Below are 24,898 nucleotides of genomic sequence, written 5' to 3' on the forward strand. Positions count from 1 at the left end.
TTCATCATGCGCTCAATTTTGGGACTGTGCACCACGAATGTGTCGTTTTCACGTACAATCGTAAAGCCCTCGTCTTCAGCTGTATCCAATTTGAACACCTTACGTTCACTGACTTCTGCTACTTCCTCAACAACTGGCTCGTCCGGTATTTGATCCAAGAGATCAGCAGCCCGATAGAGCAGTTCCTTTACACCTTGACGTGTCAGAGAGGAAATAGGCATAATTTCAAGGTCAGGACGTATCGCAGCAACCTGCTCTTTGAAATGAACAAGGTTTTCTTCAGCTTCAGGCATATCCATTTTATTGGCCGCCACAATTTGTGGACGCTCAGCTAGTCCTGCATTATATAGCTTTAATTCGTCGTTGATTTTTGTCCAGTCCTCAAACGGGTCACGCCCTTCGGAGCCAGCCATATCCACGACATGGATAATAATACGCGTCCGCTCAATGTGACGCAGAAATTCATGCCCCAGTCCAGTGCCTTCATGGGCCCCTTCAATCAAACCAGGCAAATCGGCCATTACAAAGTTCCGCTGATCGCCCACATCCACAACTCCCAGATTTGGGGTAATCGTTGTAAAGTGGTATGCGCCAATTTTGGGTTTTGCCGAAGATACAACCGACAACAAGGTAGACTTTCCTACACTAGGGAATCCGACGAGACCTACGTCAGCCATCACTTTTAACTCAAGCGTAATGTAACGTTCTTGTCCCTCCGCACCGTTTTCAGCCAGTTCAGGCGCTGGATTGCTCGGCGTAGCAAAACGAATATTACCACGTCCTCCGCGTCCTCCTTTAGCTACCACAACCTGTTGACCATGACGCGTCATATCAGCCAATACTTCACCAGTATCATCATCAATGATAACTGTTCCCGGTGGTATACGGACGATCATGTGCTCTGCGTTAGCTCCGTGTTGGCTTTTGTTACGACCTTTTACTCCGCGCTGGGCTTTAAAATGCCGCTGATACCGAAAATCCATCAAGGTACGCAAACCCTCATCTACACGGAAAATCACATCTCCACCGTTCCCTCCGTCACCACCAGCTGGGCCGCCATTAGGAACGTATTTCTCACGGCGAAACGCAATTAATCCGTCTCCACCGTCACCGCCTTTAACAAAAATCTTCGCTTTATCTACAAACATGGTTACACCTTCCTTATGTCTGGCACTGCATTCGAATTTGAAGCATATTCCCTGTAGGAAGCTTCTCTGTTCGAAGGCGTTCACTTCCGAGTACGGATTTGACCTGCTTTAGTGTATTTAAATCAGCAGGTATATCACTTCCTTCAAAACGGACGATAACATCATTCTGATCCATACCAAAATAAAGTGTCAATCTGCGCACTTCTCCCCAGGACGACCGGCCCCCGCCATATTGATACGCACGCACCGTTTGTATGACGGCCGAGGCAAGCGACTCGCCGTCTTCGGGAGACATGACAGCGTCTAACTTTAACTCCTCCTCAACCTGTACCGACAACTGTAAATTTCCGGCGTTCACGCGAAAAGACTGCAAGTAAAACACCAGCGAGGGAATCCCTAGCTTAGATATTTTACTGTCTTCCGACACCCGCCCTTTTATTGTTTCCACATAAGCAGCTGATTTATCATGCTTATTCATACGAATATAGCCATAAAGCACCTGCAAATCATTCATCCAATCATGCCGATGATGGTTAAGCGTCGCTATCGCTGTACGCTCTAAAGAACGCAAAGCAGCTTTTCGCTCATGTTCAACCTGTTTTTGTGTATACCTCATACTAAAACAAGCAGCAGCTACAGCCCACACAGCTAGTATGATAATCGTTAATGCTTTGGGATAGAGCAGTGAAAAAACCAAAGGAATCAGAATGGAACCCAACGCCAGATAAGGCGCTCTTATCCGCTGGAACATAGCTTCTCTCCGTTCTGCGATAATTAAATGGATTAATCAACAACCTTAACCCAGTATAGCACAGACTAACTTTCCAGTTCATTACCATCATGCAAAAAAGCCTCCGACAAAAGTGCCGGAGGCTTTTCAGCGTGTCTAAGCCGCTATTAAGCTTCTACAGTAGCTGCTACTGGAGCAACGTCGATCGGGTAGATGCTCACCTTTTTGCGATCACGGCCCCAACGTTCGAACTTCACAACGCCGTCCACTTTCGCGAACAGAGTGTCGTCCTTACCGATGCCCACGTTCGTGCCTGGGTGAATTTTCGTTCCGCGTTGACGAACCAAGATGCTACCGCCGGTAACTGCTTGACCGTCAGCACGTTTCACTCCAAGACGTTTCGATCTGCTGTCACGTCCGTTTTTCGTGGAACCTACACCTTTTTTCGATGCGAATAACTGAAGATCCAATGTCAATTTCAACATGATGTCTACCTCCTTCTTTGTTTATTTTCTATTTGAATATACTTACCGTATGATTCAGCAATGCTTGTCAGCATAATCACCATGGACTCCAACAACAGTTGAACCTGTGCGTTCGCATCATGATAACTTTCAGGAGAAAGATACGCGCTTAAAAAGCCGTTTTCCATTTCTGTTTCCATTTCAACGTCTGTAAGAGCTCCAATCGAATTGACAGTTCCTACTGTTACCGCTGAAACACCAGCACATACGATATCTTCGCCAGATTTAGCAAAATTCGCATGGCCTTTAACAGAAAACCCCTGTATGCTGCCATCCTCCAGTCGTGTAATACGCACGATAATCACTTATCGCACCCTCTTACGCTTGGATTTTTTCAATCGTCACTTTCGTGTACGGTTGACGATGACCTTGCTTCACATGGTAGTTCTTTTTAGGTTTGTATTTGTATACGATGACCTTTTGACCTTGACCATGCTTCTCAACTTTAGCTGTTACAGAAGCTCCGGAAAGAAGCGGTGTACCTGCTGTCAAGCCATTGTCGCCGGACACTGCCAGAACACGATCGAACGTTACAGTTTCACCATCATTAGCTTCCAACTTCTCGATGAACAATACATCGCCCTCTTGAACTTTGTATTGCTTACCACCTGTCTCAATAATTGCGTACATTTGCTTGCACCTCCTTATGTCTCAGACTCGCCTAATAGCAGGTGGCAGTTTCCTTAGGATACTGCGCTTCAGTACCTGATTGGAGCGGTTACAGCATGTGCAGCCAATCTTACGCATCACACATACTAAATGATTGTAGCACAAGGTTCGTACACATTCAACCTTTAGTTTTGAAATAATATTTGATTAAGCATCATTTTATACGAGCGTCTTTTCTTCACGCACTTTTTTACGGGTCATTTCCAGTAAACCCAGCCGCGTCCAACCGACAACATATGATTTGGTCCGGTCCTTTTTCAATCTTGCCTCCAGCACAGATGATACTTCCCTACGATTCTCCTCTTGTTCCATATCGATAAAATCAATGATGATAATACCTCCAATATCACGCACACGTACGAGGCGGGCAATCTCTTCTGCCGCTTCAATGTTCGTCTGGGTCACCGTCTCTTCCAGATTACTGCCTCCAGTAAACTTCCCAGTATTCACATCAATGACAGTCAATGCCTCCGTATGATCAATGACAATGTATCCGCCACCCTGTAGCCATACCTTTCGCGCAAAATCGCGTTCCAACTGTTCATGAATGCCATAAGCTTTGAAAATGGTTTCTTCTGCATTACGAAATATCTTGACATGCGCTTTCGCAGAACCGATCTGGTGCAGCATTACTTCTGCATCTTTTGCCTGCTCCTCACTGTCAATGACCAGTTCATCCTGCTCCGGTGTAAACACATCGCGAATTAAACGTTGAACGATACTCAAATCCCGGTGCAATTCACAGGGTGCAGAGTGTTCACCCGCTTTACGCTGAATAGCCGCCCATTGCTTGCGTAGTTGATTCAGATCATTTTCAATCGCCTCTATACTCATTTCCTCTGAAACCGTACGAATTATGAGCCCTTCCTCACCCGTGCGTAGCTGTTCTCCCATTGCTTTCAAACGGGCACGTTCTCCTTCACGCTCAATTTTCTTGGATACAGCCACATAATCAGCACGGGGCATGTATACAATCCAGCGGCCCGGAAGTGAAAAATGAGTGGTCACTCTGGCTCCTTTGCTGCCAACTGCCTCTTTTAATACCTGTACTACAATTTCCTGCCCCACCTTTAACAGTTCAGAAATGGACGGCTTTACCTCTGGCTGCTTGTCCAAATGGGCATGAAGTACATCATCTACATACAAAAAGGCATTCTTTCGCTGTCCAATGTCAACAAAGGCGGCTTGCATACCAGGTAGCACATTGACCACTCTCGCTTTAAAAAAAGAACCTAGGATTCCACGTTTTCGCGGTAGTTCAGCCGCATATTCAACCAATCGTCCCTCTTCCAACAGTGCCATTTGGGTGATCTGCGGTTGGCATTGTACAATCATTTGCTTCATGGTTTTTCAACCTCTCTAAATACAGCCTTTTCCTCAATTCATAAAACATCATTTTGGCTTGGGTTCTCCACCATTTGGCGGGCGTGCCGCAAAATAAGAGCGTATAAGTCGTTGCTCCGGCAATACAGCTACAATCCGTCCCTGTTCATTCATAACGTAAACCATATGATATCGATCTCTTCTGAAAAGACGCAAAACAGGCTCCAAATGTTTCATGGGTAGGGATACTATAGGGATAGCAATGCTTCCCTTAGCCGCTTCGCGGTAAAAAAGCTCGTCCCTCCCCAACAAAAAACGTATAAAACGGTAAGGGATATTTCGATAATCCACAATATTAGAATAAAGCAAAAAAATCCCTACCGCCAGCAGATTTAAATGTAAAGGTTCACCTTGCCTTAATAATGGCGAAATACCATACAGGCAAAATAGCAGACTTGTTACGATACTGGCTCTAAAAGTCCATATTAATGTGCGATGATAGGAAAAGAATATGCTAATCAATGATTGCAATATTTTACCACCATCAAGTGGTAAAATGGGCAACAAATTAAACAATGCAATAACAGCGTTTCCCTGAATAATATAATTTACATAAGCATGCTCCACCCCGTTCACATTCCTAAGCCACAACAGGATAATGATCATGATTCCGTTTTGCAGGGGTCCCGCCAGGGCAATGATAATCTCCTTCCACGCATTAAGCTTCCCCTGATCCTCAATGACAGCCACTCCTCCAAAGGGTAACATCTGTATGGAAAGCAGCCGCGCCCCTAATAATGATGCAGCAGTCGCATGACCTAGCTCATGTATAAACACCAGTGTAAATAAGGTCATGATCTCGATAAAGTGTCCAGTTAATACAGAGGTCAGCATAACTAGTACAAACAGTGGATGCAGTGATAAGGTTACCCCTCGGACATTAATCAAGGGCTACCACTTCCGACGGGTCAATGTATTGATCCCCTCTTTGAATTGCCAAAAATAAAGTTGCCGCCTCACTACCACCGTGGCTTGCTGGCAATACACCGATCTCTTCTCCCTCCTGAACCCAATCGTTCACTTTTAAGGTAGAGCGTGAAAGTCTTCCGTAAGTTGCTGTGATACCACCAGTATGACGAATGGTAACTGAAATCCCACTTTTGGGATGATTTATTACGTCTAATACACGTCCTGCATCTATACTTTTAACAGCGATTGCCCCGTTATCGGTAACATTCGGCGTAATCTCTACCCCTTTAAGGCTTAGTACAAATGGCTGTGTTATATTGCCTTCAATAGGTGGGGAACCCTTTCGACTTGCGTTTACCTGATTCGTTTCATGCTGCTCGCCAAAAATCGGCAAAAAGGAAGGAGCTCCGTCAAAATAAGTTTTATACCATTGTCCGGCGGCTGCAAAATCCATGTCCTTATTCAAGGCATCCGCGATAAACATTCTCACATTAACTGCATAGGGAATATCCCAGCGAAATAAGCCCCATACCACTCCGAATAACAATGATGCTATGACAGTTCTACGCCAAAAGGAACTCCAAAAAGACGGACCACGATTTGCCCCAAAAGATTGCTGCCATCGTTGTCGATCATTTTTCCACTCGGTTTCCGGGTCTCTAAGTGAGTTGGCACTGACTACAGGCATCGATTTCATTTCTCTGTACTCATACCGATTCTGATCTATGCCTAAGGAATACGCCTCCGCTTTGTTTCCCTCGATTAGCTGCTGTATACGTTCTTTTCTGCGCCGCTTGATTCCGGAGTTTTTATCCATACTGTTCCGCCCCCTCAGCGAGGTAAGTTTATTACATCTTATGAGGACGGGCTTCAACTTATGTTGTCCGGTGAGGGATTACATACCCTAAAAACCAAAAAAACCGGCGCTAGCGCACCGGATATGTTTTGTTTTGTATTTAAGATATTTATGTAATGACCCAAAATTTTGCAAACCAGAATCATAGAAATTAAAAAAACAAACCAAAAACACTTAAATAAGTTGTTACTTATTTAAGTGTCTAGTATTACAAATGAACGCTTCTGTAACACTTGCCTAGAAAGTCTGTGAAAAATTCGCACCAGAAAGGACCGAGCAACTACCATCAGCAATTTCCTGCTTTCTTATCCGCCCATACCAAAAAACTTCTTAAAGCGTGTCATCACGCTCTTCTTCTGGTCCAGCTGCATAAGAGGCACCGTATCACCCAAGATGCGCCTCGCAATGTTCCGGTAGGCAATCGCAGCTTGTGCATCAGGATTCATAACCGTAGGCTCTCCAGTATTAGCTGCTTTAATTACCATTTCGTCATCCGGTACAATCCCAATAAGATCTATGCTAAGTACTTGCAAAATCCCATCAATATCTAGCATATCTCCGGATTTAACCATACTATTGCGTATGCGGTTAACCACCAATTTAGGTGATATCACATGTGAACTTTCCAGTAAACCAATTACACGATCCGCATCGCGTACAGCAGCATTTTCTGGAGTAGTCACCACAATAGCCTGATCCGCACCGGCAACGGCATTTTTAAAGCCTTGCTCAATACCCGCAGGGCAGTCGATCAATATATATTCAAAATCCTTCTTAAGCTCTAAAATAATATCCTTAACCTGCTCCGGCGTAACCGCACTCTTGTCCTTGGTTTGAGCAGCCGGCAGCATATACAGCTCCTCAAAACGCTTGTCCTTAACCAGTGCCTGATTCAGACGGCAACGACCTTCCGCTACATCAACTAGGTCATAAATAATCCGGTTTTCCAGACCCATCACAACGTCTAGATTACGCAAACCGATGTCCGTATCCACCAAACACACCTTTTTACCGAGCAGTGCAAGCGCTGTTCCTATATTGGCTGACGTCGTCGTTTTGCCGACGCCGCCTTTTCCTGAAGTGACGACGATAGCCTCTCCCATGTGCTACACCCCTTTGAACACGTTAAAATCGCGGCCCAGACGCACAATATTGCTCATTTTATCTATTTGCATAGCGCCATCCTTGAGATACGCAAATTCCATGCCGAATTCACGCGTCTCCCATTCATCTGGTGGACGGCTGATCATTTCGGAAATTCGCAGCTGCGTTGGTGCAAAATAGGAGGCCGCGATAATCGCTTCACTATTTCCCGCCATCCCTGCATGCGCCATACCCCGCAGGGCGCCGAGGACATAAATATCACCGGTACAAGTTATAATTCCACCCGGGTTGACATCTCCCAAAAAGAGTAAGTTTCCATTGTGATGAAGCACTTGTCCTGAACGGATAATTCCTGTCACCGTGTGAATGGGGGGCTTGCCCTGTACTACCGCAGGCAATCCAGGTGATTCTACAGACCGGATAAGCAGGTTCCCCTTCTGCTTCAAAATCTCCAGAATACTTTCCTTTTGTTCCTCAGTTACTTCCCGACTTCCCAGCTTAATATCCACATGAATGATCGGGCCTGTTAGAATATTTTGATGACTGTGCTCCAGCTTAAAACGCAGCTCACCCAGCAAATCCTCAAACTCGCATTGATCGTCAAGCAGGAATACCAGGCCATCTTTGATGCCTTTAATCGTGACATGATTCGATTTCACCGCCATTAGCCTGTCCCTCCTATTTCAATCATTTCGTCCCCGGGACGTCAAATCCCTGCTAACCCGGACAAAATGTGTGTAAAAAGGCCTAGACAGCCTCTTCCTTTTTCACACGAGTACCCAACCGCTGTAATTGCTTGCGAACGGGGACATAGATGATGAGGGCGAACAGAAAATGGATAAATAAATCAGGAATCATATACTGGGCAAGTGCCCAATTAAAAGTCTGATGATTCAGCTGGAACAGCTGATCAATAGCAAAAAGCATAGAATCCAGCAGAAAACTACCAATCAACACGGCCGCCATCATAATCGGCATCGGTGCACGTCTAGCTGTAAACACAAGCCCCAATAAGTATGCAGACAATCCCATCGCAAAAGAATAAGGGCCGATAATAAACCCGTAGTATACTACGTCATGAATAAGTCCGAAAACAATACCTAGTACCAATGCTGTATGACGACTGTAGTACACAGATACAAACAGAATTACGACATACACAAAATTTGGGACCATTCTTGGATGCCAGCTATCCGGGAGAAGCCATGGAAGAATCGTTCCTTCGGCTATAAACAGTACAAACAGCAGCAGTATTAGAACCTGACCGCGCATCTTCATTATTCCGGTACCTCAGGAGTGTAAAGGACGAGCAGTTCTTTCCAATCCACAAAGCTGGCTGCAGGCTTAATAATCGCTGTCCGTGTTTGGCCGAATTCTCCAACCTGAATTTTCTCCACTGTTCCAATGATTAGGTTTTTGCGGAACTTCCCGCCCGCACCAGACGTAATAATTTGATCGCCCTTTGCGATTGGATCTTTCTCTTCAATGCGAGTCATTTGAAATCTGTTCGTACCCGGATCATAGCTTTCAATCATACCAAACGATTGATTTTCCTTACCCAAGACTGTCGCGGCAATAGCATAAGAATTCGGATTTTTAGGATCCAATGTAGTCAACAGCGTAACGGTGGACGTAAAATTCCCCGTACGGCTAATGACTCCAACGAATCCTTCAAGTGAACTGACTTCCTGACCAACTCTGGCTCCGTCCTTCTCGCCAATATCAATCACGAGTGTTTTGGAATCATTGCTAACGCTGTTCACTTGAGCAACACGATAATCATAATTATTTTTCGCCTTTTGCGTTTGGGTGAACTTCAGTTCGTTCTGTAATCTGGCATTGGTTTCAACATAATTATGAGTCTGAATCTGGTCCCGAGTCAGCTTTGCCACGGCTATTTTTAACCGTTCATTTTCTTCGTAAACACTACGCATATTACCGATATCTTTAAAGAAGCCCGCTATTGCTGAAGCGGGCCTGTAAAAGATACCTTGCACAAAGCCAATTGAATCTCTGGCGAACTTCTCGGGCCAGGTTAAGGAATTTCTCTGTCCAAGTGTAATCCCCATAAGGGCAATAAACAGAACGATCCCAATTAATAGAATAAATAGTCTTTTATTGCCAAACAACTTAAACAGTTCCTACACCCCCGATTCAACGTTTGGAACGGACGGCAGAACTGCTGCGCGATTTGAACAAATGGATATTTTCCAGCGCTCTACCTGTACCGATTGCCACACAATCCAGAGGATTTTCTGCCACGATCACTGGCATTCCAGTCTCACCTGCCAGCAGCTTATCCAGGTTGCGCAGTAGTGCTCCACCACCCGTCAGGACAATTCCTCTATCCATGATGTCCGCTGCCAGCTCGGGAGGGCATTTTTCCAATGTTACTTTGACCGCATCCACGATCGCATTAACTGTATCTGATAATGCTTCGCTAATTTCATCGGAGGTAATCGTAATGGTCTTCGGCAAGCCTGTTACCAGATCGCGTCCGCGAATTTCTGATGTTTCCACTTGCTCTAACGGCATAGCTGAACCAACTTCCATTTTCAACTGCTCAGAAGTCCGTTCTCCAATCATCAGGTTGTATTGACGTTTCACGTATTGGATGATGGACTCGTCCATTTCGTCGCCAGCTACACGTACAGAACGACTAGTTACGATCCCCCCCAGGGAAATAACCGCAACTTCGGTTGTACCTCCACCGATATCGACAACCATACTGCCTGTAGGCTCCCATACCGGCAAATCAGCACCAATTGCCGCTGCAAACGGCTCTTCAATCGTGTACGCCTCTCTTGCGCCTGCTTGCTTGGTCGCATCTTCAACAGCGCGCTGCTCCACAGCAGTAATGCCCGAAGGCACGCAAACCATCACGTTCGGATGACGTGGAAACAAAGAACGTTGTGTTTGCGCCTGACGGATAAAATATTTAATCATCGTTGCAGTCGTATCAAAATCGGCAATGACTCCATCCTTCATCGGACGAATCGCACGGATATTTCCCGGTGTACGACCGATCATTTTTTTCGCAGATTCCCCAACAGCCTCAATGGTTTTTGTATCCGTACGCAAAGCGACTACAGATGGTTCACGAACCACAATTCCCTTCCCTCTTACGTATACAAGCGTGTTTGCCGTCCCCAAGTCAATTCCCAAATCTTTTGTAAAGCCACCCAGCATGATGTTAATCTCCTTTTCTCTTCCCTGAAATCTGTTATCCCTGTATAAACGGTTTATTCAGGCCGGTTTACCGGTCGTGTGTTAAATGTTTGATTTAAATATTATATTATATCAGACCTTGTTCCTTCAAACTCACAAAGGTCCCGTCCCCGATCACAATATGATCAAGCACGTCGATGCCTACGATGTTGCCCGCTTCCATCAGGCGGCGAGTCAATTGGACGTCTTCCGGGCTTGGCTTCGGATCACCGCTCGGATGGTTATGAGCGCAAATAATCGAAGCACTGCTGCATTTAATTGCAGCCCGAAATACCTCACGAGGGTGCACGATGGCGGAATTCAGGCTACCCATAGATAGTGTTTCCTGAGCAATGACATGGTTTTTGGTATTTAGAAACAGGCATACAAAATGCTCTTTCTGCAAATAGCGAAGCTGCTCAAACAATAGATCTGCCACATCCCGCGGGCAGCTAATTACCGGGGTCTCCAAATGGCGTGACAATGCTAATCGACGCCCCAGTTCGATACCCGCTTTTAGCTGTATCGCTTTAGCATTTCCAATGCCCTTAATCCGGGTCAACTCGCTCAGACTCATATCCACCAGTTGACGCAAACTCCCTGCCTGCTGCAAAATACGCTGCGCTAAATGCACAGATGATTCATTTTGTGTTCCTGTACGCAGTAGTATCGCTAGCAACTCCGCGTTGCTCAAGGCTTCCGCCCCATATGTCATCATGCGCTCTCTTGGTCGTTCTTCATGGGGGAGGTCGCGAAGCATCAGTATTTGCGACTCCAGCATATGTTTATCCCCTTTTTATGGACGCAACACATTCACTCCAAAGTCGGACAGCATGTCCGACAGCAAGGAAAGCGGCAATCCTACGACGTTAAAATAACAACCCTGAATAGATTCCACCAACGTAGCACCCATGCCTTGAATGCCATACGATCCTGCTTTGTCAGACGGTTCACCAGTATTTACGTATGCCACAATTTGCTCTTGGCTTAAAGGCTTCATTGTGACCTCCGTTTGGCGATGTCTAACAAGCATCTTGCCGGTTCCGGTATGTATGCAGGCTACCCCGGTGTACACACGGTGTGTTCTTCCCTGCAGTGCAGTCAACATGCGAACCGCATCCGCATGATCAACAGGCTTGCCCAATACCGAATCCTCCAGCACAACAATCGTGTCACTACCAATCACCAATCCAGCTTCCTCGGACGGTGCGGCGGTGCGCACGACCACTTCGGCTTTACGAGCCGCAAGGGTCTCCACGATTTGCTGAGGCGTCCAGCTCTCAGGCGTGCTTTCATCCGCATGACTCGGCACCACCTCAAAGGGGAGTCTCAAGTATGAGAGTAATTCCTTCCTTCTTGGTGAAGTCGATGCCAGAATAATGCGGGGCGTAATTTTCCCGTCCATAAGGGAAGCTCCTTTTCATCAGTTAGAGCCTGCGGTACAGCCAGAATGCGGCGATGATGCCGATCAGACTAAGCAGGCTCAATTCAAAATTTATCGTTATGTTGTAGCTAATAATATCCAGATCCGCTCTCGGCGACCAAGATATCGTAGTGGGGTGGGTCAGAAAGGAAAGGACTTTGAACGATTGAAGGGCCTTAGCAATCCAGGCACCCAAAAGCCAACCGAGCAACAAAAACAGTATAAGCATTCCTACATTTTTTTTCATCCTGATCTTCCCTCGCCATTTTTTGACACCTTCATTATTATACGGTGATTTGTACTGCAATACAAACAGAAATCCGGCATGGGGAACTATTTCCAGTTCCTTGCCGGAAAGTATGGCTAATCTATTGTTTTATGAACTGGATAAATTCCTTCTCACGCAAAACATATTCCATCATGGAGGACTGAATCTCCCAAATGTGTTCCTTGGCTGTATTCTTGTTATATTCCCCAAGTGCAGCGACTGCGCTGTTCATCGCCTTTTCAAGTGAGCTGGCGGAGGCAGCCGCTTCCTTGGGCAGACCGGTGGGAAGTGCAGCGATATTTTGTGTCCACTGCTGATGCAGGTTGTTTAACTCGTTCATGTCGGAGACTGGCACCGCATTTGAACCTGCTTCTCTGAGCAAAGTTGAGGAAAGTCCGCTCAGTTTCCCTACTAATGAGCTGCTTAACTGAAAAAAGGTAGTGAGTTTATCAGCATTGCCTCCATAAGCCGCTTTTTCGAATCCAGGTAATTCGAGTTCGCGGACATATAACTCCACCCCTTGTGTCTTCAATTGATTGCTGAGCAACTTGGCTTGCTCCCTATCCGGCGATATTCCTGCATATACCCGATTTTGATCCTCGCTATCCCCTCCTGCTGCAATGCCTGCCTTCGACAGTTCTTCCTTTGCCTGTAAAGCCCGCTCTGGGGTGCTGAAAACCCCATATTGCAGCAAGTAATAGGTTTGTGGCGGCACTTGAGCCGCTACAACGGTGACAGGGGTAGAATTATCTTTCACAGACATTGTATCGACACCCACAGATTCTTTAAAAACGGGTACAGCTTCATCAGCAGAAGTATTAGCCCCCGGAATCATACCCCCTCCGTTAAACAGTAACAACATAATATATCCAAACATCCCTCCAGTCACCAACGCACTGGCCACAGAACCGATTAATCTCCATCGAGAAGGGTGAGGTGGACGCTTTCTATACTTTTGACCGGAATAATAAGCCTCCTCAGCCTCAGTTTCATCCTCTTCCAGACTTTCCAGTAGAACGTCCGCATCTGACCAGGAAGCGGCCGAACGACCAAAAGGGTCGTCCCACCCCTCCTGTACCCTCAATGCTGGAGTAAAGAGCCTACTTGCACTCTTTTTATTCGTCTCCATAGGCTTACTGGGCTCTGAATGTTGTGTTGTTCGATTATGGTTCTCTATCCTGCTAGTCCGCTCCATTCCTTCACGCTGGTTATCCGTTTGAAAAAGCTCATCATCGTGGCATAACTTCGTATCTTTAATCGTGTCACGCTGTCCGTTCGTAAACATCTCACTTTTGTACGGAAGCACCTGTTGCTTATCCTCCCGGCTTGTCTCTGGCAACTGTTGATCGAACCGGAATGTCATCTTGGCCTTGTTCATGGATGCACTCCCTCCTTGTCCCATACTTTCTCATAGTTTGTTGTATGAGTTAAAGCAAGGAATTATGTCCCTACATTACAAAAAAAGGGTATCCCGCCACTTTCGTGTTCGGAATACCCTTCAAAATATCTAAAATTCATTAGTGTAATAGCTGCTGCTAATACGTATTACACTTGTTGTCCGCGAAGATGGCGTGCTAACGCATCGCCAGCTTTCCAAATGTCTCCTGCTCCCATCGTCAACACGAGATCACCCGGCTGTAACCGATCTTTCAGCTCTTCGATCACCGCTTCTTTGGTCGGTAAATAGATTGCATTCGCATTGCTGTTTTGGACGATTAAATCCACGAGCTTGGAAGAATGCACACCTTCAATCTGTTTTTCTCCCGCTGGTGAATAAATATCGGTAATGATCACTTCACTAGCCTCGCTAAACGCACGGCTGAACGCATCCAGCAGGAAGAAGGTACGACTGTAGCGTTGTGGCTGGAACACGGCAATTATACGCTTGCCAGTTGCTCTAGCTGCACTGATCGTAGCTTCAATCTCCGTTGGATGATGCGCATAGTCATCAATAATCAAAATGTCATTGCCTTCACCTAGCACCTGGAACCGGCGTTTCGCTCCATGAAATTCCACAATAGTTGCAGCAATTTGCTCAAATGGAATCCCTGCTTCCAAACATGAAATCACAGTAGCCATCGCATTATACATGTTATGTTTACCCGGTACAGATAATTCAATCGTTCCGAGAGCTGTTCCCTTACGGTTCATTGTAAAGCTTAATCGGCGATCACCTAATTGGATATCTGTCGCCATGTAATCCGCTTCATGCTCTACCCCATAAGTAATGACCCGAGTTTGAAGCTTAGGCAGCATCTCCCGGATGTTCTGATCATCGGCGCATACAATAGCTGCTCCATCCGGTCGAATTTGGCTCAAAAATTGCACGTAGGCACTTTTCAGGCGATTGAAGTCCCCATCATAATTTTCCAAATGGTCTGCTTCAATATTAGTTACAATGCCCTGCCAAGGATGATATTGCAGAAAAGAGCCATCACTCTCATCCGCCTCGGCTACGACAAACTCGCTTTTACCCGCTTTGGCATTCGTCCCCAAATTCGTGATTTCGCCGCCAATAATATACGTTGGATCAACGTTACATCTCTCCATAACCAGAGCGATCATAGAAGAGGTTGTCGTTTTACCGTGCGCACCTGCAACCGCAATTCCCTTACGTTCGTTAAGCAAGCGAGCCAACATCTGCGAACGGTGCAGTGTTGGAATATTCAATTCTTCCGCTGCCACCCGCTCCACATTGTCACGTGACAATGCTGTTGAATAGACAACGATATCCGCGCCCGCAATATGTTCAGGCGTGTGTCCAATGTATATTTTTGCGCCTTTTGCCGCTAATTTTTCTGTCAGCTCTTGTGCTGCCACATCTGAGCCAGTCACGGTATACCCCATCTCCAGCATGACCCGAGCAATCGCGCTCATCCCGTAGCCGCCGATACCGATAAAATGAACATGTTCCGAAGTAATCAACAAATTTCACCAACCTTTTTCCGAATCGGTTTGATACATAAGGGTAGCCCGTACATCCGCAATAAGGTACAGCGTGCCGGACACCACCCCCAGATCTTCCGCTTCCGTATGTGACTGAAGCAGGTTCAGAGCCTTTTTCCAGTCACCTTCTACAATAATTTTTAAATGTGTTTTGGCATAAGACGGCCGCAGCTTCTCCACGAGATGAGCCAAATCAGCGGCATTCATTTTGCGGCGAAAATTGGGCTCGGTCAGGATAAGCGTATCCACTAGTGGCAGTATATGCTGCAAGTATGCTTCATGATGCTTGTTTGCCAGCATTCCCATCATTAAAACCAATTTTTTGTACGAGTACACTTGAGGAAGACTTTTGGCCAGCGTCTGTGCCCCTTCTGGATTATGAGCCCCATCAAGCACAATCCTCGGCGAGGTACTGACTTGTTCGAGACGCCCTGCCCACGCAGCTTGCCTAAAGCCCTCCAGCAATTCCTCATCATCCAATACAAAAGCCATATACTGACGTAAGACTTCAAGTGCCATCATGGCTCCTGCCGCATTAGAACACTGATGCTCACCTAACAACGTGATGTCAATTTCCATATGCCGGAAGGGGCCCGTGAATGAAAAGGTCTGACCTGTTTCATCCCCATTTAGCCGTTCATACGTAAATTGTTCTCCTGCCAGGTACAAGGTAGCTCCTTGTTTGGACGCCGTTTCACGTATGACTTGAATAGCCTCGGGCTGGGAAACACAACTGACGACAGGGACACCTGGCTTGATGATCCCAGCCTTTTCCCTTGCAATCTGTTCCAGTGTATCTCCCAAAATATCCGTATGGTCATAGCCGACATTCGTAATAACCGAGACGATAGGGTTCACGATATTAGTTACATCCATCCTTCCCCCGAGACCCGTTTCCCATACCACAACATCTGGAAAAGATACCGTAGCATAGTACAAAATAGCTAACGCTGTGGATACCTCAAACATCGTAGGTGAGCCCAACTCACTATCTGCGATTTCTTTCACCAACGGATATAAGCGATTGGCCAGCGAAACCAGCGTTTCATCTGGAATATCGGTCCCGTTGAATTGAAAACGGTTTGTAAATCGGGTGATGTAAGGAGAAGTAAAGGTTCCTACATCGTATCCACACTTCATTAGCACAGAGGTTAGAAAGGCACATGTCGAGCCCTTGCCGTTGGTTCCCGCAATATGAATAAATTTCAGATGCCGTTGCGGATCACCCAGCCTACTCATCAGCTGTTCGATTCGTTCCAGTCCGGGTCTAATGCCAAACGGGATTAACCCGTTAATCCATTCCACTGCTTCATCATAACTTTGTAAAGGAGCTATGTCGCCGCCCCTGGTCGTATCTGACATCCTCTTCACCTTCAGGTCATTTTATTGTGAGTGAAATTATGCTTTGAGTTCTTCAATACGTGCGATAACTTTAGCGCGCTTATCTGAGTAATCGGCTTGCTTGGCCTTTTCTTCCTCGATGACTTTGGCTGGTGCCTTCGCCACGAAGCCTTGGTTAGAGAGCTTTTTCTCCACGCGCTCCACTTCACTGTTCAAATGCTGAAGTTCTTTTTCCAGTCTGCTAATTTCCTGGGCAATATCTAGCAGTCCGGCTAACGGCAGGTATAGCTCTGCGCCGCTAACGATAGATGTCATGGCTTTATCTGGAGCGGTGAACTCTAATCCCGCGTCGAATTCAGACGTATTACAGAATCGGCGCACATACTCCCCATTGCGGTTAATGATATCAAGAACGGCTTGATCGCCGGGTTTTATGAGCAATTCAACTTTTTTACTCATCGGCACGTTGACTTCAGCGCGGATATTGCGTACAGCACGAATAACGTCGATCAGCAAATTCATTTCAGCGACCGCATCTTTATCCTCGAAAGCAGGATCATAAACAGGCCAAGCGGCCAGTGTGATCGTTTCTCCCTCATGCGGAAGATGCTGCCATATTTCTTCGGAGATAAACGGCATGAACGGATGAATCATGCGCAGTGTCCGATCCAATACATATGCAAGTACGGATTGTGTTTTCTTTTTCGCCTCTGCATTTTCGCCATACAGGGAAAGCTTCGCAAACTCAATGTACCAGTCGCACAAATCATCCCAAATAAAGTTATACAGAAGGCGGCCTGTCTCGCCAAATTCATAAGCATCTATTAGACGCGTGATGTCACGTGAAGTTTCGTTTAGACGGTGCAGAATCCAACGATCAACGGTGCTCAAGTCACCAGTAATGTCTATATCTGCCGCGGTGACACCTTCCAAATTCATTAGTGCAAAACGTGATGCATTCCAGATTTTATTGGCAAAGTTACGCGCCTGCTCCACTCGTTCCCAGCGGAAACGAAGGTCTTGTCCAGGCGTGCTGCTGGTGGAGATCATATAACGCATTGCATCGGTACCATATTGGTCGATGACGTCGAGCGGATCAACACCATTGCCCAGGGATTTGGACATTTTTCTTCCGTCTGCATCACGAACCAAGCCGTGCATAAGTACGTCCTTAAATGGAATCTCTTCCGTAAACTCCAGCGCGGTAAAGATCATACGCGATACCCAGAAATAAATAATGTCGTAGCCTGTAACTAGAACATTCGTCGGATAATAACGTTTGAGATCCTCTGTTTGCTCAGGCCAACCCAGGGTCGAAAACGGCCACAAAGCAGAGCTGAACCAAGTATCGAGCACATCTTCATCCTGTATGAGCTTTCTGCCGGCATATTCCGGCAAAGTTGTAGGGTCCTCCGCCGATACAATCACTTCTCCGGTTTCCTCGTCGTACCAAGCCGGAATCCGGTGTCCCCACCATAATTGTCGGGAAATACACCAATCACGTACATTTTCAATCCAATGCAGATAAGTACGCTCAAAGCGATCCGGCACAAAGTTTACACCCTTGCCCGCTTTCTGCGCTTCAATCGCCTTAGCTGCCAGAGGCTTCATTTCCACGAACCATTGCGTGGACAGATAAGGTTCTACAACTACCCCTGTTCGCTCACTGTGACCTACCTGGTGCACATGCTCTTCAATGCGAATCAGTACGCCCTGTTCCTTCAAATCAGCGACAATTTGCTTACGGCAATCGCTGCGGTCCAGTCCCTGATATTTGCCCGCTTCGGCATTCATCGTTCCCGTCTCGTCCATCACCGTAATTTGCGGCAATTGGTGACGTTGTCCCATTTCAAAGTCATTTGGATCGTGAGCCGGTGTGATCTTAACCGCGCCACTACCAAAATCTTTATCCACGTAGTCGTCTGCAATGATCGGAATTTCCCGTCCGATGATTGGAAGCACAAGCATTTTACCGATCATGTGCTTGTAGCGGCCATCTTCCGGATGTACAGCAACAGCTGTATCGCCCAACATCGTTTCAGGGCGTGTAGTAGCCACCGTAATAAATCCGCTACCGTCTTTCAAAGGATATTGCAGGTGATACAGATTTCCGTTCACCTCTTTGTATTCCACTTCAATATCCGACAGTGCAGTACGTGCAGCAGGGTCCCAGTTAATGATGCGTTTACCGCGATAAATCAGGCCTTTTTTGTACAGTTTCACGAATACTTCGCGTACCGCTTTGGACAGTCCCTCATCCAATGTAAAACGTTCACGAGAATAATCGAGGGAAAAGCCCATTTTCTCCCATTGATTGTGAATGTTGTCCAGATAAAGATCCTTCCATTCCCACACTTTCTCCAAAAACTTCTCACGGCCCAAATCATAGCGAGTCAGACCTTCTTCACGCAGCTTCTGCTCTACCTTTGTTTGGGTTGCAATACCTGCATGGTCTGCGCCCGGCAGCCACAAGGCATCATAACCCTGCATCCGTTTGGCGCGGATAATAATATCCTGCAAAGTAAAGTCAAGCGCATGCCCAATATGCAACATACCTGTAACATTTGGTGGTGGAATAACGATTGTAAAAGGCTCTGCCTCTGGATGTTGTCCGGCACGGAAATAACCCTTCTCCATCCAGGTTTTGTACCATTTTTGTTCTGCTGATTTGGGATCGTACGTTGTTGGCATTTCCAAGGTTGTCTTGTTGTCTTGTTCTGACATATCAGGATACCTCCATGATTTTTCAATTGGCAAATAAAAAAAGCCCTTCATCCTCAAAGGACGAAAGGCTGTTCTCTCGCGGTACCACCTTTGTTTCACCCCTAGTGTATGTATCCACGGATCCATTACACATGGTGTGACACTTTATGCAGATAACGGTTGCGGACCGGCCTTATTCTACCGTGAACCTCCTACCTTCCGAAGGAATGAAATGAGGAACCGTTCAAACAGGCGACTCCCGGGTGACTTCGGCCAGTAGCTTCCTGCGGAACCTCACAGCGCTGCAATTCCACTCTCTGAAGGGCTTGCTGCCTACTCTTCCCGATCTCAGTCTTTCAATAACTATACCACATCATACATTTCCCATTGACTATAGTCAACACCCATTTCTCATTGACGATGTCAACACTTCGCTGCATGTTTCAGCAGCCGGATCAAGGGATGTACAATACCTGCCCTTCTTCCACATGATGCTCTGCCAATCTGTTATACAATTGTAGCTCCCGGGGGCTAAGCTGATAACGGTCTGCTATCGTTTCTAGTGTATCCTCGCGCTGTACAATGCATAACCGCACCTTGCAGAAAGGCGTTTCATCCTTTGTATGGAAAAAAAGGTTTTTCCACTTGGCATCCTCACGCTCTTCGTCGGCTTTCTGATCCTGTTCTTGCGTTTCATGTTCCAGCTGCTGCTGGTGTTCCGCTTCCTTCACCGAACGGCTGGATTGAAGCAATGATGAAAAGACAACCGGGTCTGGCTCGTCTGCTCCTTCATCCTTTTTACTGTTAAGCGCTACACGCATCTCTGGCTTTTCCTCAGTAAAGGTATCCTGAACTCCATGGTTTACCTGTTCTGACGCTTCAGGCCTGAAATCAGAGTCATTCCCCTGACTTACTTCCAACTGCGGCTCCAGATAAATCTCCGACTCTGTGGCAGAATGTGTCTCAGACAGTAAAGGATCGTCTGCTACATTGGGAGATGCAGAGGATACTTTGGGCTTGTTCCCTTCCGACCCTGCTTCCTCTTGCTGAAATGCCCACACTTCCGGCGTCTCCTGCTGATGCTTAACTTCAGAGGAACTCTCTTCCACTTCTTTTCCCGTCCACGGCTCATAAAATCGGTTCGGGTCTACTATCGGATCATAAGCTTGCTGCTCCAATGATGACTTTTGTTCCCCTTGGACTTCTGGTGAATGTCCCCAGTAGGCTGTCTCTTGTTGCGCTGCTACTGTGTATGAAGTTTCCGGGTCCGTAATGTTGTTGAATACCGAGTCTTGGGTAGAATAGGTCTCTTCGTGACGATACTCTCCATCGCCGGAAAGAGATGGAGCCGGATGCTCAGGCGCATGCACTACAGTAAATTCATCATCCAGCCAAACCGCCGTCTCCTCTGCATGTGAACTTTCCACCCCATGCAAAGAAAGAACGCCTGTAATGTTGAGACTGCGTAAAGAGAGCAGGTCCACATCGAAATTTTCAATCTCTACGGATATATCTTCCAATCTCCCTACCCGGTTCAGTGGAATGGTAATTTCCACAGGGATCAAATGATGAAGCTCACTCGTAATCTGTTCAGGTGTGCGGTACACGCCCTCCAGCAGCAAATGCCCTCGCAAAGCGGCATGGTCGCCGTGGGTTACAACCTGAATGCGTGGCAGAAGCTCAATTTCCTCCAACTCGGCAATCCCGGCAGCTTCCTCCGTCAAATGAATGCGTTCATAAATATCAAAACGCAAGCCTTGCGGCTGATCATTCTGTTGTTTATTCAAGGATGGCATCCTCCTTTGGGCAGCCTCCGCACATCCTCTGACGCGTGTCAGGCGCACGGAAACTCCATATTGCAAACCGTTTCTAGGTTCAAGTATATGCGCCAAAATAGAAGGCATGCCATCTTTTATAGCTGTTTATACAGCTTTTGAAAATCATCGGGCCAAGCATCATCCACGTTTACCGTTTCGCCGCTCAGCGGATGACAGAAGGTGAGGCGCTCTCCGTGAAGGGCCTGCCTGCCAAAATCAGCAGCACGGCCGCCATACAATACGTCCCCAAGCAAAGGATAGCCAGCATGACTAAGATGTACGCGGATCTGGTGCGTCCGACCTGTCTCCAGTGTCAGATACACGAGACTGACCGCACTCGGCCCACTTCCCCATACTTCGCCAACTTCTACATGGGTAACCGCCTTCTGCCCAGTTGGAGATACGCGGCGGCGCTGTTTATGATGCCTATCCTTGCCAATCGGCCAATCCAACGTGCGCAGCGATCGAGGCACTTTCCCTCGTACCAAAGCTACATAACGACGGCCGATGCCCTTAGCTCTCATTTGTTCGTCCAGCTTGAGCAACGCAAATTCATTTTTCGCATATAACACCGGGCCTGTCGTATCCACATCCAGACGATGCACATGTCGTACCGCTGTATGGATGCCATTCATCTCATAGTAGGACGCGACAGCATGATCCAGCGTCAGCGGGCCATCCTTTACACCACCGTCTGGATGGACCGCCATACCCGCTGGTTTGTGTACGACCAAGCAGAAATCATCTTCATACAAAACCTTCAAATCATACCAACGAGGAGTAATGCCAAAGTCCAACACAGGAAAAAGGGCCAGCCGTAGCCGGTCCCCTGTAAGTTCAATCCCTTTTTCATGCCGTAGCCTGCGCCACAGCTTGTCCGGTAAACCAAGACAGTTCAGCAACCAGCGATCCACAGCTTCAGCGCGATCTACAAGCTCAACGCGATTTTCATCGGCTGCAATTTCTCGCCCTGGTGTGATTTCCAGCCACGGTCCTCTTCTTTTCCAGTTGCCTTTCCAACTCATAGACGTTTGAGTGCGCGATAATTCGCTTCAATGGTCGCATCAATATCCTCAACCGTATGCACACCTGATACGAACATGCCCTCAAATTGAGATGGAGCCACACTAATGCCCTCATTCACCAATTCAGTAAAGTAACGGCGGAAGTGGTCCTGATTACTCGTTTTAGCGGTATCAAAATTGACAACCTTCTCGTCTGTGAAAAACGGACATACCATGGAACCGATACGGTTGATCGTGACAGGAATACCCAGTTCACGCGCGTTACGTTCGAATCCGGCTTGAAGCCGTGCTGCCCGCTCTTCCAGACGATCATATACTTCCGGTGTCAGCAATTTAAGCGTCGAATAGCCTGCTGCCATCGCCAGCGGATTTCCGCTCAGCGTACCCGCCTGGTAGATGGGTCCAGCTGGCGCAATTTGCTCTAGAATGTCGCGACGTCCGCCATAAGCACCTACGGGCAGGCCACCACCAATGACTTTGCCCAGACACGTAAGATCCGGTGTCACACCAAAGCGTCCCTGAGCGGAATGAAGCCCCACTCGGAATCCGGTCATCACTTCATCAAAAATCAACAGACTTCCGTACTGCTGGGTTACCTCACGCAAACCCTCCAAAAATCCAGGCTGTGGCGGTACAACCCCCATATTGCCAGCCACCGGCTCGACAATAATTGCAGCAATCTCTTCGCCAAATTTTTCAAAAGCCAGCTTTACCGACGCCAAATCATTATAGGGAACGGTGATGGTATGGGTGGCCACCACTTCAGGTACACCCGGACTATCGGGCAGACCTAATGTCGCAACACCAGAGCCTGCTTTAATTAGCAAGCTGTCCGCATGACCGTGATAAGAGCCTTCAAACTTAAGGATTTTGCTGCGTTTTGTAAATCCACGTGCAAGTCGTATCGCACTCATGGTTGCCTCGGTTCCCGAGTTGACCATTCGAACAATGTCCATGGAAGGAACACGCTCACATACGAGCTTAGCCATTTCAGTTTCTGCCAGCGTTGGGGCTCCGAAGCTGGTTCCTTTTACAACAGCAGCCTGTAAGGCTTTAACCACTTCGGGGTGCGCATGGCCCATAATAAGCGGTCCCCATGAACATACGTAGTCGATATAGGATTGACCGTCGATATCATATACACGCGATCCTTCCCCACGATCAATATATACCGGTGTTATACCCACGGATTTAAAAGCTCGAACCGGACTATTTACGCCACCCGGAATATATTGTTTTGCCTCATCAAAGGCTGCTTTGGAACGCGTATCCTTGCGTACCGTTCGTTGTTCGTCGATCATTATAATCACTCCTGTCTTCTGAAAAATACACTTATTGCTTCAACCATCTGGCCGCATCCTTGGCAGAATAGGTAATAATCATATCCGCACCCGCACGCTTCATGCTTGTCAGAATCTCCATCACCATTGCTTTTTCATCAATCCAGCCTTGAAGAGCTGCCGCCTTGACCATCGCATACTCACCGCTGACGTTGTAAGCCACCAAAGGCAGATCAAATTGATCTTTGATAGTACGCATTACATCCAGATAAGAAAGAGAAGGCTTCACCATCAACATGTCCGCACCCTCCAGCACATCGGACTCCGCTTCCCGCAACGCCTCACGAGCATTGGCAGGGTCCATTTGATAGGATTTGCGGTCACCAAACTGCGGTGCAGAATCAGCCGCTTCCCGGAAAGGGCCATAAAAAGCAGACGCATATTTGACGGAATACGACATAATCGGAATATGTGAAAATCCTTCCAGATCGAGTCCCTGGCGAATCGCCTGTACAAAACCGTCCATCATATTAGAGGGAGCGATAATATCTGCACCAGCTCTGGCCTGAGAAACGGCTGTACGTACCAGCACCTCCAGCGATTCATCATTCAATACTTCACCACATACCTCACCATCATGCTCATGCATGTGCACCATACCGCAGTGTCCATGGTCCGTAAACTCACACAAGCAAGTGTCTGCCACAACCAGCAATTCGGGATAACGGGACTTAATCAAACGAGTAGCCTCCTGCACAATACCATTGTCCACAAAAGCTGAAGTCCCTACACTATCCTTGGTTTCTGGTATGCCAAACAGGAGCACAGCAGGAATGCCAAGCTCACTAATTTCTTTCAGCTCTTCCTCCAGCTGATCCAATGAAAAACGGTATACCCCTGGCATGGAACTAATCTCCTGTTTCACTCCAGTACCAAATGTTACGTAGATCGGTTGGATAAAATCAGCCGGATTCAATACCGTCTCACGCACCATGCTGCGAATTGCAGCCGACTGGCGCAAACGACGATGTCTGGTAAAAGGAACGCTCATATTTATAAACCTCCATTTTTTATACATTCATTTGTAAAAATTAAAAATTTATAATGTCATAACCGTACTTGATTGCTTCCAGTCACATAACGATTGAATGAGGCTTTCAATGGTTGCCTTCTCTGACATCAAACTGACAGTCAGACCGGCTTGGGTTGCTGTCTCACCCGTCAAGGGGCCGATCACAGCGATGGTAACTCCCTCCAGTAGCGACACTGGATCACTGATCCCCATTTGTTTGAGGGCTTCCATGAAAAAGGTTACGGTTGAGGAACTGGTAAACGTAATCGCATGAATGGCACGTTCCTCAAGCAGTTTGAGGAGTTCGTCATCCTGTGTATTGGCCGCCAGCACCGTTTGATACAAATCAGCCTCGGTCACATGAAGTCCCATCTCCCTTAGCTGATCTGGCAACCAGGAGCGAGCAAGATCACCTCTTGGAAGAAATACGCTTTGCCCTGTCTGCAAATCCTGCTCAAACGCCTCCAGCAAACCCTCTGCCTGAAAAGGTCCT

25 protein-coding genes and 1 other annotated feature are annotated in these 24,898 nt (G+C 47.1%); all 25 genes read right to left on the reverse strand.

The genetic code is table 11. The annotated features are described in order from the left end of the window. Window positions 1–1,148 (reverse strand): GTPase ObgE (gene obgE / locus AC5V8P_RS08125; protein ID WP_495473597.1); only part of this gene is annotated, 1,148 nt, incomplete at its 3' end. 13 nt (window positions 1,149–1,161) lie between these two features. After that, a complete protein-coding gene (locus AC5V8P_RS08130) occupies window positions 1,162–1,899 on the reverse strand; it encodes a Spo0B domain-containing protein (protein WP_064797485.1) in 738 nt (245 codons plus the stop codon). A 146-nt stretch (window positions 1,900–2,045) separates the two neighbouring features. Continuing rightward, window positions 2,046–2,363 (reverse strand): 50S ribosomal protein L27, encoded by a 318-nt coding sequence (rpmA, locus tag AC5V8P_RS08135; RefSeq protein WP_013311590.1) that lies wholly within the window; start codon window positions 2,361–2,363, stop codon window positions 2,046–2,048. Window positions 2,364–2,368: 5 nt separating this feature from the next. Next, on the reverse strand, window positions 2,369–2,707 hold the full coding sequence (locus AC5V8P_RS08140) for a ribosomal-processing cysteine protease Prp (RefSeq protein ID WP_063212791.1): 339 nt from the start codon (window positions 2,705–2,707) through the stop codon (window positions 2,369–2,371). Window positions 2,708–2,720: 13 nt separating this feature from the next. Further along, window positions 2,721–3,032: a 50S ribosomal protein L21 gene (gene rplU, locus AC5V8P_RS08145; protein ID WP_013311592.1), complete on the reverse strand. Its 312-nt coding sequence runs from the start codon at window positions 3,030–3,032 to the stop codon at window positions 2,721–2,723. A gap of 13 nt (window positions 3,033–3,045) precedes the next feature. Further along, window positions 3,046–3,132 (reverse strand) — a sequence feature (ribosomal protein L21 leader region). 98 nt (window positions 3,133–3,230) lie between these two features. Continuing rightward, the gene (locus AC5V8P_RS08150) at window positions 3,231–4,415 is read right to left on the reverse strand and encodes an Rne/Rng family ribonuclease (RefSeq protein WP_064797484.1); all 1,185 of its coding nucleotides are present in this window, start codon (window positions 4,413–4,415) and stop codon (window positions 3,231–3,233) included. 48 nt (window positions 4,416–4,463) lie between these two features. Next, window positions 4,464–5,342, reverse strand: coding sequence for a M50 family metallopeptidase (locus tag AC5V8P_RS08155; protein ID WP_064797483.1), 879 nt, complete (start codon window positions 5,340–5,342; stop codon window positions 4,464–4,466). Beyond that, a complete protein-coding gene (locus tag AC5V8P_RS08160; RefSeq protein ID WP_064797482.1) occupies window positions 5,335–6,180 on the reverse strand; it encodes a peptidoglycan DD-metalloendopeptidase family protein in 846 nt (281 codons plus the stop codon). The genes AC5V8P_RS08155 and AC5V8P_RS08160 overlap by 8 nt, the downstream gene beginning before the upstream one ends. Window positions 6,181–6,524: 344 nt before the next feature. After that, window positions 6,525–7,322, reverse strand: a complete 798-nt coding sequence (gene minD / locus AC5V8P_RS08165) for a septum site-determining protein MinD (RefSeq protein ID WP_063212787.1) — start codon at window positions 7,320–7,322, stop codon at window positions 6,525–6,527. Between the two features lie 3 nt (window positions 7,323–7,325). Beyond that, window positions 7,326–7,988, reverse strand: coding sequence for a septum site-determining protein MinC (gene minC / locus AC5V8P_RS08170; protein ID WP_064797481.1), 663 nt, complete (start codon window positions 7,986–7,988; stop codon window positions 7,326–7,328). An 82-nt stretch (window positions 7,989–8,070) separates the two neighbouring features. Continuing rightward, window positions 8,071–8,601, reverse strand: a complete 531-nt coding sequence (mreD, locus tag AC5V8P_RS08175; RefSeq protein WP_063212785.1) for a rod shape-determining protein MreD — start codon at window positions 8,599–8,601, stop codon at window positions 8,071–8,073. Next, window positions 8,601–9,452, reverse strand: a complete 852-nt coding sequence (mreC, locus tag AC5V8P_RS08180; protein ID WP_326403391.1) for a rod shape-determining protein MreC — start codon at window positions 9,450–9,452, stop codon at window positions 8,601–8,603. Before mreC ends, mreD begins: the two co-directional genes overlap by 1 nt. 25 nt (window positions 9,453–9,477) lie before the next feature. After that, window positions 9,478–10,512, reverse strand: coding sequence for a rod shape-determining protein (locus AC5V8P_RS08185; RefSeq protein WP_063212784.1), 1,035 nt, complete (start codon window positions 10,510–10,512; stop codon window positions 9,478–9,480). 106 nt (window positions 10,513–10,618) lie between these two features. Continuing rightward, on the reverse strand, window positions 10,619–11,311 hold the full coding sequence (gene radC, locus AC5V8P_RS08190; RefSeq protein ID WP_081276853.1) for a RadC family protein: 693 nt from the start codon (window positions 11,309–11,311) through the stop codon (window positions 10,619–10,621). Between the two features lie 15 nt (window positions 11,312–11,326). Further along, the gene (locus AC5V8P_RS08195; protein WP_063212783.1) at window positions 11,327–11,935 is read right to left on the reverse strand and encodes a Maf family protein; all 609 of its coding nucleotides are present in this window, start codon (window positions 11,933–11,935) and stop codon (window positions 11,327–11,329) included. Between the two features lie 22 nt (window positions 11,936–11,957). Beyond that, entirely contained in the window at window positions 11,958–12,200 is a 243-nt protein-coding gene (locus tag AC5V8P_RS08200; RefSeq protein WP_007431701.1) for a DUF4321 domain-containing protein, read from the reverse strand. A gap of 121 nt (window positions 12,201–12,321) precedes the next feature. Next, window positions 12,322–13,599, reverse strand: coding sequence for an SPOR domain-containing protein (locus AC5V8P_RS08205; protein WP_064797480.1), 1,278 nt, complete (start codon window positions 13,597–13,599; stop codon window positions 12,322–12,324). Between the two features lie 167 nt (window positions 13,600–13,766). Next, on the reverse strand, window positions 13,767–15,146 hold the full coding sequence (gene murC / locus AC5V8P_RS08210; protein WP_063212801.1) for a UDP-N-acetylmuramate--L-alanine ligase: 1,380 nt from the start codon (window positions 15,144–15,146) through the stop codon (window positions 13,767–13,769). A 6-nt stretch (window positions 15,147–15,152) separates the two neighbouring features. Then, a complete protein-coding gene (locus tag AC5V8P_RS08215) occupies window positions 15,153–16,529 on the reverse strand; it encodes a bifunctional folylpolyglutamate synthase/dihydrofolate synthase (protein ID WP_064797479.1) in 1,377 nt (458 codons plus the stop codon). Between the two features lie 36 nt (window positions 16,530–16,565). Further along, complete coding sequence (locus tag AC5V8P_RS08220; RefSeq protein WP_064797478.1) at window positions 16,566–19,232, reverse strand: valine--tRNA ligase; 2,667 nt, start codon at window positions 19,230–19,232, stop codon at window positions 16,566–16,568. Between the two features lie 434 nt (window positions 19,233–19,666). Next, a complete protein-coding gene (locus AC5V8P_RS08225; protein ID WP_064797477.1) occupies window positions 19,667–20,998 on the reverse strand; it encodes a LysM peptidoglycan-binding domain-containing protein in 1,332 nt (443 codons plus the stop codon). A gap of 125 nt (window positions 20,999–21,123) precedes the next feature. Further along, window positions 21,124–22,053 (reverse strand): RluA family pseudouridine synthase, encoded by a 930-nt coding sequence (locus AC5V8P_RS08230; protein WP_064797476.1) that lies wholly within the window; start codon window positions 22,051–22,053, stop codon window positions 21,124–21,126. After that, on the reverse strand, window positions 22,050–23,354 hold the full coding sequence (hemL, locus tag AC5V8P_RS08235; RefSeq protein ID WP_064797475.1) for a glutamate-1-semialdehyde 2,1-aminomutase: 1,305 nt from the start codon (window positions 23,352–23,354) through the stop codon (window positions 22,050–22,052). The genes AC5V8P_RS08230 and hemL overlap by 4 nt, the downstream gene beginning before the upstream one ends. Before the next feature lie 31 nt (window positions 23,355–23,385). Further along, window positions 23,386–24,384, reverse strand: a complete 999-nt coding sequence (gene hemB / locus AC5V8P_RS08240; protein WP_063212776.1) for a porphobilinogen synthase — start codon at window positions 24,382–24,384, stop codon at window positions 23,386–23,388. A gap of 48 nt (window positions 24,385–24,432) precedes the next feature. Further along, a partial coding sequence (locus tag AC5V8P_RS08245; RefSeq protein ID WP_495473598.1) for a uroporphyrinogen-III synthase occupies window positions 24,433–24,898 on the reverse strand: 466 nt, incomplete at its 5' end.

It is taken from the genome of Paenibacillus sp. N119s (assembly GCF_059447605.1).